The sequence below is a fragment of the Mucilaginibacter sp. P4_D1 genome (assembly GCF_056401935.1).
In genome coordinates this window covers 1-10,769 of sequence record NZ_JBFUIJ010000086.1, presented here as the reverse complement: position 1 = coordinate 10,769, position 10,769 = coordinate 1, and the positions used below count along the sequence as shown (strand labels likewise).

General features: G+C 41.0%; 13 protein-coding genes. 7 read left to right on the top strand and 6 right to left on the bottom strand.

Translation table 11 applies throughout. From position 1 onward, the window contains the following. Positions 1 to 203: 203 nt before the first annotated feature. Positions 204 to 347 carry a glycine zipper domain-containing protein gene (locus AC1DV1_RS30715; protein ID WP_477368470.1) on the bottom strand — a complete coding sequence of 48 codons (144 nt, stop codon included), beginning with the start codon at positions 345 to 347 and terminating at the stop codon, positions 204 to 206. Between the two features lie 82 nt (positions 348 to 429). Here AC1DV1_RS30715 and AC1DV1_RS30710 point away from each other — a divergent pair, with 82 nt between their 5' ends. The 6 genes from AC1DV1_RS30710 to AC1DV1_RS30685 all read left to right on the top strand — a co-directional run bounded on the left by AC1DV1_RS30710 (position 430) and on the right by AC1DV1_RS30685 (position 5,137). Then, a complete protein-coding gene (locus AC1DV1_RS30710; protein ID WP_477368467.1) occupies positions 430 to 1,476 on the top strand; it encodes a winged helix DNA-binding domain-containing protein in 1,047 nt (348 codons plus the stop codon). Positions 1,477 to 1,642: 166 nt separating this feature from the next. Beyond that, a complete protein-coding gene (locus AC1DV1_RS30705) occupies positions 1,643 to 2,200 on the top strand; it encodes a carboxymuconolactone decarboxylase family protein (protein ID WP_477368464.1) in 558 nt (185 codons plus the stop codon). Positions 2,201 to 2,377: 177 nt separating this feature from the next. Beyond that, the gene (locus tag AC1DV1_RS30700) at positions 2,378 to 2,794 is read left to right on the top strand and encodes a nuclear transport factor 2 family protein (protein WP_477368461.1); all 417 of its coding nucleotides are present in this window, start codon (positions 2,378 to 2,380) and stop codon (positions 2,792 to 2,794) included. Between the two features lie 10 nt (positions 2,795 to 2,804). Then, positions 2,805 to 3,419 carry a pyridoxamine 5'-phosphate oxidase family protein gene (locus AC1DV1_RS30695; RefSeq protein WP_477368458.1) on the top strand — a complete coding sequence of 205 codons (615 nt, stop codon included), beginning with the start codon at positions 2,805 to 2,807 and terminating at the stop codon, positions 3,417 to 3,419. After that, complete coding sequence (locus AC1DV1_RS30690; protein ID WP_477368455.1) at positions 3,420 to 4,319, top strand: helix-turn-helix domain-containing protein; 900 nt, start codon at positions 3,420 to 3,422, stop codon at positions 4,317 to 4,319. It begins immediately after the preceding gene. A 47-nt stretch (positions 4,320 to 4,366) separates the two neighbouring features. Continuing rightward, positions 4,367 to 5,137, top strand: a complete 771-nt coding sequence (locus AC1DV1_RS30685; RefSeq protein ID WP_477368452.1) for a DNA-formamidopyrimidine glycosylase family protein — start codon at positions 4,367 to 4,369, stop codon at positions 5,135 to 5,137. A gap of 36 nt (positions 5,138 to 5,173) precedes the next feature. Here the strand turns inward: AC1DV1_RS30685 and AC1DV1_RS30680 are convergent, their stop codons facing one another. The 5 genes from AC1DV1_RS30680 to AC1DV1_RS30660 all read right to left on the bottom strand — a co-directional run bounded on the left by AC1DV1_RS30680 (position 5,174) and on the right by AC1DV1_RS30660 (position 9,768). After that, complete coding sequence (locus tag AC1DV1_RS30680; RefSeq protein WP_477368449.1) at positions 5,174 to 5,761, bottom strand: hypothetical protein; 588 nt, start codon at positions 5,759 to 5,761, stop codon at positions 5,174 to 5,176. Positions 5,762 to 5,946: 185 nt separating this feature from the next. Further along, entirely contained in the window at positions 5,947 to 6,372 is a 426-nt protein-coding gene (locus AC1DV1_RS30675) for a GNAT family N-acetyltransferase (RefSeq protein ID WP_477368446.1), read from the bottom strand. Further along, positions 6,338 to 6,847: a low affinity iron permease family protein gene (locus tag AC1DV1_RS30670; RefSeq protein ID WP_477368443.1), complete on the bottom strand. Its 510-nt coding sequence runs from the start codon at positions 6,845 to 6,847 to the stop codon at positions 6,338 to 6,340. Before AC1DV1_RS30670 ends, AC1DV1_RS30675 begins: the two co-directional genes overlap by 35 nt. 93 nt (positions 6,848 to 6,940) lie before the next feature. After that, the gene (fbaA, locus tag AC1DV1_RS30665; protein WP_147060299.1) at positions 6,941 to 8,020 is read right to left on the bottom strand and encodes a class II fructose-bisphosphate aldolase; all 1,080 of its coding nucleotides are present in this window, start codon (positions 8,018 to 8,020) and stop codon (positions 6,941 to 6,943) included. Positions 8,021 to 8,244: 224 nt separating this feature from the next. After that, entirely contained in the window at positions 8,245 to 9,768 is a 1,524-nt protein-coding gene (locus AC1DV1_RS30660) for a lipase family protein (protein ID WP_477368440.1), read from the bottom strand. A gap of 301 nt (positions 9,769 to 10,069) precedes the next feature. Here AC1DV1_RS30660 and AC1DV1_RS30655 point away from each other — a divergent pair. Continuing rightward, a partial coding sequence (locus AC1DV1_RS30655) for an acetyl-CoA carboxylase carboxyltransferase subunit beta (RefSeq protein WP_477368473.1) occupies positions 10,070 to 10,769 on the top strand: 700 nt, incomplete at its 3' end.

Here is a 10,769-nt window from a genome sequence, read left to right as displayed (position 1 = left end):
CTGCTGATCATAGTGTTTGAAAACAGGTTGTCTGATTGCCATATCTCATATATCTATACTTTAAATATATGAAAATCAGATTGTTAAAACAAATAAAACCATAGATAACTAATTGATTTTATAGCAATAAACCATTAATAATAAAAAAGAGGCTGATCATGATTTATGATACAGCCTCTTGATTTGTTTGATCGGGCTTTAATTTATTGTTCTCTTTTTTGTGCGCTGAATGCCAAACCAACTGCAATGCCCAATGATATACCTATGGCCACGTTGTGAAGCGCTATACCCAGCGCCAGGCCTATTGCAACACCTATCGCTAAATACGATGAGTTAATATTTTTCATTTACTTATAATAAATTTCCCCTTACTGACATGCCTTTGTCATTAAGGCCTGATAAATTTACAATATAACTCAAACACAATCAATGAAAGATAACCTTTTAGCCCGGCTGCGAATGTATAACCAGTACATTAGCAACCCTGTTTTTTGCAACCCGGAGGATGTTGTTAAGAACATGCTGGCCATACAGGCCCAGGATTACGCCGGGGCTAAATGGGCTATTGGGACACGTATGACCTCGGCAAAAGAAAGCGTTGTTGAACAAGCAATTACCGATGGCCGCATATTACGTACCCACCTATTGAGACCTACCTGGCATTTTGTTGCGCCCTGGGATATCCGTTGGATACTGGCGCTTACCGCGCCGCGTATACATGCCATTAATGCGGGCATGTATAAAAAATTTGAACTAAATGCTACTGTATTCAATAAAGCTAATGAAGTTTTTATCCAAACCATGCAGGGCCATAAACAACTCACCAGGGCAGAATTAACCGGCGCGCTAAACGGAAATCATATCCCAACCGACGACTTACGCTTTACCCTTTTATTGATGCATGCCGAACTTGACGGTGTTATTTGCAGTGGAGCCCGCGTTGGTAAACAATTTACCTACGCGCTGCTTGACGACAGGGCACCCGCCGCGCCATCGCTAACCCACGAAGAGGCATTAAATAAATTGGCAACTGGCTTTTTCAATACACGCGGCCCCGCTACTGTACATGATTTTGCCAACTGGTCGGGGCTTACTATTGCAGACGCAAGTACCGGTCTTGAACATATAAAGGGTCGCCTGATAAGCGAAGTAATTGACGGAAAGACATATTGGATGCCTCATCATTCAACAACTGTTCTAACTAAAAATAAAGCGTACTTGCTGCCTGCTTATGATGAATTTGCCATAGCCTATAAAGACAGGGACGCGCTGGTTGCACCCCAACACAAAGAGCAGGCCAGGTACGTAATTTTCGATCCGGTGATTGTGATAGATAACCAGGTTGTTGGCAACTGGAAAAGGACTATTAAAACAAATGACGTTGATATCAGCTATAACCTGTTTGGTAAGCTGAATAAAATACAGGATAAGGCTTTAGAAGCTGCTGCAAAAAGGTACAGGGACTTTTTATTATAGACGGTATTTAGAGGAAGTAATAAAAAACTTTGCGGCTTAACGTCTCTGCGTGAAAAAATGCGTTTGGGAAAATTGTCCATGTACTAACGAAATTCATCCATGTTGTAAGTTTGCCGCTGTGTGCACTTTTGTATTGTCAATAACGACAAACAAAAAACATACTACAATGGCACGTTTAAAAGCATTAAGTCCTGACGAAGCTACAGGCAAAACAAAAGAGTTATTTACTGCTATACAAAGCAAATTGGGTGTTGTACCTAACATGATGCGCACCATGGGCAATTCGTCGGCCTTATTAGAAGGTTACCTGAACTTTAGCGGCGCATTGGCACATGGCAAGCTTGGTGCAAAAACCGGTGAGCTGTTGGCCATGGCCGTATCCGAAAAAAACAATTGTGATTACTGTTTATCCGCACATAGTTATATTGGCGAAAAGTTGGCACATATTGACGCTACAACTTTAACAAATGCCCGTAACGCCAATAGCCAGGATGCTAAAACAGCTGCAGCTTTGCAATTTGCAACCATATTAACAGCTAAACAAGGCCTGGTAAATGATGCCGACGTTGAAGCAATAAAAGCAGCCGGCTTTACTGATGGCGAGATAGGCGAAATTGTTGGCCACGTAGCATTAAATGTGCTGACCAACTATTTTAACAATACCGCCAAAACCGACATTGATTTCCCGGTGGTAAATGCTTATAAAGCTGTTGAAGCCTTGTAAAAAGAATCAAGAGGCAAGAATCAAGAATTAAGACAGCTCCAGGTATTTTTAAAAAGAATTAAGTGCCGGCGATCAATAATTAGGCCGGGTGCAGTTTTTTCATGTTGATTCTTGACTCTTGATTCTTACTTCTCGGCCCTCTTTCACTAATTTTATCAACTTTAAAACAACTTCGTCATGGAAAACAAACGTTATCCCCTTCCTCCTTTTAATATGGAAACAGCACAGCTGAAAGTGCAGGCTGCAGAGGATGCCTGGAACACCCGCGACCCTGAAAAGGTGAGCCTTGCCTATACCATTGATACCGAATGGCGCAACCGCACCGATTTTATAAATGGCCGCGAAGAAGTTAAACAGTTTTTAACGGGCAAATGGGAGAAAGAACTGGATTATAAATTAAAGAAAGAACTTTGGGGATTCCGCGAAAACCGTATGGCCGTAAGGTTTGAGTACGAATGGCACGACCATACCGGGCAGTGGTATCGCAGCTATGGCAACGAGCTTTGGGAATTTGACGAGAACGGCTACATGCAAAAACGTTTTGCCAGCATTAACGATATGCCTATTGCCGAAACCGATAGAAAACTGTTTTAAAACCAGGATCATGAATTACGCGCAAATTGCTTTTACTGATGCCGTAAAAGGTTTCCAGGAACGCTACGGCAGCCGGGCTGGTTATGCACGGCAGCAAGAATTTAAATACACCGATGGTTTTACCGAAAGCGAAGAGGATTTTATAAGCCAGCAGGATAATTTTTATCTATCCACTATTAGCGAAAGCGGGTACCCCTATATACAGTTTCGCGGTGGACCTAAAGGCTTTTTAAAGGTGTTGGATCATGAAACCCTGGGGTTTATTGATTTTGGAGGCAACAAGCAGTACATATCCGCAGGTAATTTGGTTACCCATAATAAGGTAGCTTTATTCCTGTTAGACCAGGCGGCAAAAGCCCGGCTTAAGATTTTTGCAGAAGCGAGTATTTTAGAAATCGAAAATAACACCGAATTGTATGATAAGCTAAACCTGCCGGATTATAAATTTAAGCCCGAAAGGATCATTATATTAAAGGTAAAAGCTTACGATTGGAACTGCCCACAACATATCACCCCAAGGTACACACTTGAAGAGATTCAACATGAGTTTGCCGTCCAACACGAATACATCAATAAATTGAGAGCCGAAAACCAAGCCCTTAAAGCACAATTAGCATCAAAATAAATGGCAGACAATCAAAATACATTTACCCTGGTTGATCCTGTGACCGGCAACCTTGCCTTCAAACTTTTTTTATTTGAGGATAACAGCTATTTTGACCATTTACAGCGTAATAATTATTTTTCGGTTATCTGGGTAAAAGAAGGATCGGGCAGGTTAAAATCTGATTTTTCGGAATACAGCTTTGAGAAGGACAACCTGCTGGCTTTTACGCCCTACCAGCCGTTTATGCTTGCTACAGAGCAAGCAATTAACGGCGCGGCTATTCAATTTCACCCCGATTTTTTTTGCATCCATAAGCACCATAAAGAGGTATCGTGCAGTGGCATTTTGTTTGATAATATTTACCATCCTCCATATATAAAAATCGATTCCACCAGCGCGGCTACTTTTGATATGGTGATAAACCAGGTAAAAGCCGAAATGCAAAACAAGGGTATGGCCCAATTTGATATCCTGGTATCATATCTGAAAATTTTTTTGATCACGGCCTCCCGCCTAAAATCCGAACAGCAGTCGTTGGACAGGGACCCCGACAAGGTAAACAAAGAGCCATTTGTTTTACAAAGCCTCCAGGATGCCATCGAAATACATTACAAAACCAAGCACAGCGCGAGTGACTATGCCGATATGCTTAACATTTCGGCTAAGGCCCTGGCACGTATCACCAAAAGCCATTTTAATAAAACCATCAGTAACCTGATTGCCGAACGCATTATCATCGAGGCTAAACGCGAATTGTATTTAACCAATAAACCTGTAAAAGAAATTGCGTGGGAGCTGGGATATGAAGACGAATACTACTTTAGCCGGTTTTTTAAAACCAATGCCGATGTATCGCCACAAATGTACCGGGATACAGTAGGATTTGGCAGGGCAAGTGACAATCAGCTGGTAAATTAAAAACTAATCCGTTTATATTTGGTTTGATTTTTAAAACATCAACCACCATGCCCGAACTACCCGACCTGCAGGCCTTCAGCCACAACGTTGATAAAAAACTTGGCGGCAAAACCGTTAAGGAGATTATTATAGTTAATGCCCAAAAGCTTAATGTAAGCCATCAGCAATTAAAGGATACCCTTGAAGGTCAAAAGCTGGATAAGGTGTACCGCGAAGGCAAGGAGCTTTATTTAAAATTCGAAAATGGTGATGTACTGGCCCTGCACCTGATGCTCCATGGCAAATTGTTTTTGTTTGATGGAAAAAACGAAAATAAATATCCCATCATCGAATTACACTTTACCGATGACACCGGCCTGGTGCTAACTGATTTCCAGGGTATTGCCAATCCCACGTTAAACCCGGAAGAAAAAGAATCGCCGGATGCCATGGCAATTAATGCTGACTTTTTAAAAACACGGTTAGTTAAAACCAAAACCAACATAAAAGCTGTTCTATTAGATCAAAAGATTATCCGGGGTATTGGCAATGCCTACGCCGATGAAATATTGTGGCATGCGGGCCTCTCCCCTTTTTCGGTAAGTAACAAAATACCCGAAGCCAAGCTTAAAGATCTTACTCATGCCATTCACGATGTTTTAAAAAATGCTGAAAAGGCAATCCTTAAATCAAACCCGGAAATCATCAACGGTGAAGTTCGGGATTTTATGCTGATCCATAACTCAAAGAAAACCCACAGCCCAAAAGGTGCAGAAATCAAGGTGAAAGAAGGATCGAGAAAAACTTATTATACTGATGAGCAGGAATTGTTTGAGTAGCTAGCTGGTTATAACGCCATGGACAATTGTCGTTATCTACTTCAACTTCTTTACCAGCACGTTAAAATCTGCACCAACAACCGGTATTTTTTTCCATTTGTCGGTTCCTGGCTCTTTGTGGAAAGTGCCACCATTTAGCAACCCGCACGCAAAACTTATTTCAGATCCATTTTTAGCGGTCAAAATATCAATAGCAACCAGGATCTGCCCGGAGACTACAATATTATACGGTGAGAGGTCGACAGTTACCAATTGGTGCTCGCCATTTTTATATTGGGGGATGGTGCCCCTTATTTCTGCCACAATAAGATTGGTATCTACAGGCAGCTTGCCGTTCATTTTATACACATTCACTTTAAAAGTAACACTGTCACTTGCATGGTTGGCGGCATGAAAGTTAAGCTTTAGCAATTGAACCTGTTTGCGGCCGGCGTTCATCTGAATTCCAATCTGCCTGCCTTTTACTACCGAAAAGGAGTTGTTTGCCGATCCTTCGCGGGGTTTGTTACCTATTGTTTTGGTTTTATTCTGTGCAAAGCTGCTTATTGCAAGCAAACAGAATAAACAGCTAAAAAAAGATTTTAAAATGAATGTTTTCGATGATAGGTAAACCGGTGTTTTCATGGTATTTATATATAATTTAAACAGGAGACGATACCATGACTAAATTGGTTGCATGACAAAATCTTAATTCGATTCAAATTATAATACTGTTATTAGATGCTTGTTATAAATAGTAACGATAAGCAACAGGAAAATGGCTTTTCCGGCTATCAGATATAAAGCGATAGCAACTACCGTAGTGAAACCTACCGCTTGACCATTTTATAATGCATCATCCCGGCTTCTTCAAACTCCGGCCCCGACTGCTCAAAACCAAACCTGGTATATAATGATACCGCCTGTACCTGCGAGTGTAGGTAAATGTAATCTGCTTTGGCCGGTAAAGCTTCCAGCGCTGCACTTACAAGAGCCTGGCCAATACCCTGTCCCCTGAACTTTTCGAGTACGGCAAATCGTTCTAATTTATAGCCTTTCCCGGTTTTCCTAAAGCGGCAGGCACCGGCCGGCTCGCCATTCACAGTTGCCAAAAAATGTGTCGATTCATCATCAAATTCAACCTCAAGTCCGGGTGGGCAATCCTGGCCAATAACAAATACTTCATATCTAATGGCTGATGCCTTGTCCAGGTCTGCTTGTTCAACTACTTTTCTTACTTCGGTTTTTGATGGCATTGGTGTAATGTGTACTTGTTTTAAGGTGCTCTAATTTGCTGTTATGGTTTTCGGCGGCCGCGTCGATCGAATGGGTGCAGGTGATGTCATCTTCCAACTCGGCAAGTTCAGATAATTGTACATAAAACTTATGCAGTTGGTCAAGTTCCATTTCATTAAGGTCTTCAATATCAACCATCCGGTTACTTGCTCCCTGGTGCGAGGCCAGCAATTCATTCAGCTTTAAATGTATGGCTTTTGAATCTTTATTTTGCGATTTCTGGATCAAAAAAACCATCAAAAAGGTAACTATTGTTGTACCAGTGTTAATGATGAGTTGCCAGGTATTGGAGTACTGAAAAATGGGCCCAGTTACGCCCCATACGATGATGATAGATACAGCGCCTATAAACGCAGCAGAGCTTCCGGTAGCAATAGTTGCCCAGTTGGCAAACCTTTCAAACAGATTTTTTTTCTTTTTTGTTGTCTTAGCCATTTTGTAGATGTTGCTTAATAACCATTTCGGCTAAACAACAAAGCGCCGGTACATTTGTTGTACCGACGCTTTAATAGTTTTAAAATTGGTTATTTATAGTTTGCTGGTGGCATCGATACAATTAAGATCTTCAAAAGCTGCTGCAAGCCTTTTCACAAAATTCTCTTCGCCTTTGCGTAACCATACGCGCGGATCGTAATATTTTTTGTTTGGAGAATCTTCACCATCAGGGCTGCCAATTTGCGATTGCAGGTATCCTTCTTTTGATTTGTAGTAATCTTTAATACCTTCCCAGTATGCCCATTGCATATCGGTATCAATATTCATTTTAACAGCACCGTATGAAATAGCCTCGCGGATCTCTTCCTGGCTTGAACCAGAACCACCGTGGAACACAAAGTTGATAGGTTTTTCTTCGGCTAAGTTGAATTTTTGTTTTACATACTCTTGTGAGTTATGCAAAATAACCGGCTGTAATTTAACGTTGCCTGGTTTGTAAACGCCATGTACGTTACCAAAAGCAGCTGCCACAGTAAAACGTGGGCTTACTTTTAATAAATGCTCGTACGAGTAAGAAACCTCTTCTGGTTGCGTATATAAACGTGAGCTGTCAACATCAGAATTGTCAACGCCATCTTCTTCGCCACCGGTAACACCTAATTCAATTTCAAGTGTCATGCCCATTTTGGCCATACGCTCCAGGTATTTAGCAGATATCTCGATATTTTCTTCGATAGGCTCTTCAGAAAGATCAAGCATGTGCGATGAGAAAAGTGGCTTGCCTGTTTCGGCAAAAAACTTCTCGCCATGATCTAACAGGCCGTCAATCCACGGTAATAATTTTTTTGCGGCGTGGTCGGTATGCAAAATTACGGCAACACCATAATGTTCGGCCAGTAAGTGAACATGCTTTGCAGCCGATACTCCACCTAAAATACAGGCTTGTAGTTTTGAATTATCTAATGATTTGCCGGCGTAAAATTGCGCGCCACCATTTGAGAGCTGAATAATAACCGGGGAATTTACCAGCTTAGCTGTTTCCATAACCGCGTTAATAGTATTAGTACCTATAACGTTTACCGCCGGCAAAGCAAACTGATGCTTTTTAGCTGCTTCAAACAGTTCCTGCACCTGATCGCCGTGCAGAACACCTTTATAATTTTTTAAATCCATGAGCTTTTATTTGGGCCTCGAAGTTATAAAATTTCTTTGTTTTTGGTAAGAAATGTTACTATTAATAGTTGAATATTAACATTTTGTTCAGCTTTATAAGCAAAGTATATTAAAACGATAGTTTTAAAGGGAAAAATGATAATAAAAGGGCAAAACCGGGTTAAAATCTGTCCTTTTATTATCATTTCAATAATTTCATGTTAACCTTAAAGTTAACTATATAATCAATTTACATAATCGGTACCCGGTTCAAGGTCGCTAAAATCATGTTTATAAGGCATTGGGCCATTATATTTGATCAGTCCAAACACCTGTTGGCTAACAACGCGCTGTAGGCAAATATCAATAAGCGTAGTTGAATTGGGTTGTATAACTTTTTTCAAAAAGTCATCGTCGGCCCTTATTTCAAATGGCACATATTTAATAAAACCGGTATCGGGCCGTGGATTTACAATAAGACCCAGCTTTTCCGCTCCAAATAATTTCGGTCGTAATTCCTTCCCATCAAATATAATAGGGGCACTGCCGTTCATGATATCATGGTTAACAAAATAAGTTACCGTTTGCGGCGATATACTATTTTGCTGCCTGTCGGCAAAAAAGCCCTCCGGTAAATGATTAGGATCGGCATTGTCGCCGGCGGTAAAAATAAGGTCATAATCTGTTAGCGGGTAATCCTCCGAATCATGAATCCTGAAAATCACCATCGAGAATCTATCGTGAATGAAATACCTGTCGTGCAGAAAAAAGCCTTCCGATACTTTCTCCACCTGCTCTACTGCCTGAACTTCATCTGTTTGAGTTGCAAATGCATCGGCAAGGGCGTTGTAATCAGCTATATTATTTACTTTAATACAATCCAATATCGCTTCAATCAACGCAGCACTTTCTGCATTATCTTTGGAAGTATCTTCTTTAGGGCTGGCCATTATTCCCATAGTGGTACCAGAGTGTGCCTTCCATTTAACAACCCTGAAGGCTGTTTTAGGGGCAGTATCAAACTCCACCGTCATTGCCTCCGGTGTATCTTTACCACCGGTATTAACAACAGGCCCCTGCTTTACACTCACATAAGTAGCGTTTAAATTAGCGGCCGCCGATCTTACCACCCCGTCGGAACCCAGTTCGCCGGTGTACGAATTAAGGTTATCATAAAACGCGCGGTCGATAGACTGTCCTATTATACTAAAAGGAAAAATGCCATTTTCACCAATCTCCCCTCCTTTTCCTTTTATCCACTTTTCATTAAGGTCCCATGATTTATCACTGCCAAGCTCAAGCCAGTTAAGTACGCCCTGCCCTGGCTCCACTTTCTCAAACCACGATTTTAACCTGCTTATTTTACTTTTCCCCAATTGTGCCAATGCCGAACCAAAATTGGCTGGCGCCAGCATAATCAAATGGCTCATAGGGCAAACGGGGGCATCAGATTTATTATAATAAAAGTCAAACCATTCCCTCACCACCGGCCCTCCTGTAGAATGGGTTATACAAACAAAGCGGTTATTGGCGGCTATCTCGGCCGATAATTGCTCCTGAACAGCATGTTCAAATGCCCGGGAGATATCATGCAGCTGTACTTCATCATGAAAGCTGACATATTGCCCAAGAAAAATATCTTTAACTGTTACTGTTGGGGCAATGTTGGCAGCTTCTTTTTTTAAACGCAGGGGTAATTCGCCGTAGGTGTTAAGGTTGGTAACACTCCAGCCATGAACAAATACAAGTACAAGGTTGTCTGATTTCATCGGATTAAAATTTAGGTAATTAAAAATATAATGTTACAAATTAAAAACCATACTATTTTAATTTAAACACCTTATTTAAAATCAAATACGATTACTACTAAAGGCGTAAAATACATTTTAGGATTGCTTAAGCCAGGCCAGCGCCCCTGCCGATTTTTCTTCACTAAACAGCACTATACGTCTGGTTACAAGCTGTAAATTACAGTGGGGTAATTTTTATGAACTTATTAGTAATCCATATTTAAGCAGTTTATAATTTTTTTCGTTTCTTTGTAGTCAATTGAAAGAGTTAGACATAGATATGGCGTGGTTTAAACGAGAGTTGAAAGGGATAATTACGACTACTGAGGAAAAGAAGGAAACCCCTGATGGTATCTGGAATAAGTGCCCCAATTGTAAGAAACCTTTACACTATTCTGAGCAGGTTGAAAATCAATATGTTTGCCATTACTGTGGCTTTCACCTGCGTATAGGTTCAAAAGAGTATTTTTCTGTTTTGTTTGATAATAACGAGTTTACAGAATTATTTGCCGATTTAACATCAGGCGATCCGCTGCATTTTGAAGACACCAAAAAATATACTGATAGACTGACAGAAACCCAGGCAAAAACCGGTTTAAAAGATGCTATTCGTGCAGGTGTGGGCAAAATTTACGGACAAGACATTGTGATTGCCTGTATGGATTTTAATTTCATAGGTGGTTCGATGGGTTCGGTTGTAGGCGAAAAAATTGCCCGCTCGATAGATCATAGCATAGCTAACAAGATCCCTTTCCTGATGATATCCAAATCTGGCGGTGCAAGGATGATGGAAGCCGCGTTTTCGTTAATGCAAATGGCCAAAACATCTGCCAAGCTGGCTTTGCTATCGCAAGCTAAAATCCCTTACATCTCTTTATTAACCGACCCTACTACAGGTGGAGTTACAGCATCATATGCTATGTTGGGCGATATAAATATTGCCGAGCCTGGTTCATTGATTGGCTTTGCCGGCCCAAGGG

Coding starts and splice junctions, on each gene's coding strand:
- AC1DV1_RS30660 (WP_477368440.1), bottom strand. CDS start 9,768: ATGAAATCAGACAACCTTGTACTTGTATTTGTTCATGGCTGGAGTGTT.
- AC1DV1_RS30715 (WP_477368470.1), bottom strand. CDS start 347: ATGAAAAATATTAACTCATCGTATTTAGCGATAGGTGTTGCAATAGGC.
- AC1DV1_RS30705 (WP_477368464.1), top strand. CDS start 1,643: ATGGCACGTTTAAAAGCATTAAGTCCTGACGAAGCTACAGGCAAAACA.
- AC1DV1_RS30680 (WP_477368449.1), bottom strand. CDS start 5,761: ATGAAAACACCGGTTTACCTATCATCGAAAACATTCATTTTAAAATCT.
- AC1DV1_RS30685 (WP_477368452.1), top strand. CDS start 4,367: ATGCCCGAACTACCCGACCTGCAGGCCTTCAGCCACAACGTTGATAAA.
- fbaA (WP_147060299.1), bottom strand. CDS start 8,020: ATGGATTTAAAAAATTATAAAGGTGTTCTGCACGGCGATCAGGTGCAG.
- AC1DV1_RS30695 (WP_477368458.1), top strand. CDS start 2,805: ATGAATTACGCGCAAATTGCTTTTACTGATGCCGTAAAAGGTTTCCAG.
- AC1DV1_RS30670 (WP_477368443.1), bottom strand. CDS start 6,847: ATGGCTAAGACAACAAAAAAGAAAAAAAATCTGTTTGAAAGGTTTGCC.
- AC1DV1_RS30690 (WP_477368455.1), top strand. CDS start 3,420: ATGGCAGACAATCAAAATACATTTACCCTGGTTGATCCTGTGACCGGC.
- AC1DV1_RS30710 (WP_477368467.1), top strand. CDS start 430: ATGAAAGATAACCTTTTAGCCCGGCTGCGAATGTATAACCAGTACATT.
- AC1DV1_RS30700 (WP_477368461.1), top strand. CDS start 2,378: ATGGAAAACAAACGTTATCCCCTTCCTCCTTTTAATATGGAAACAGCA.
- AC1DV1_RS30675 (WP_477368446.1), bottom strand. CDS start 6,372: ATGCCATCAAAAACCGAAGTAAGAAAAGTAGTTGAACAAGCAGACCTG.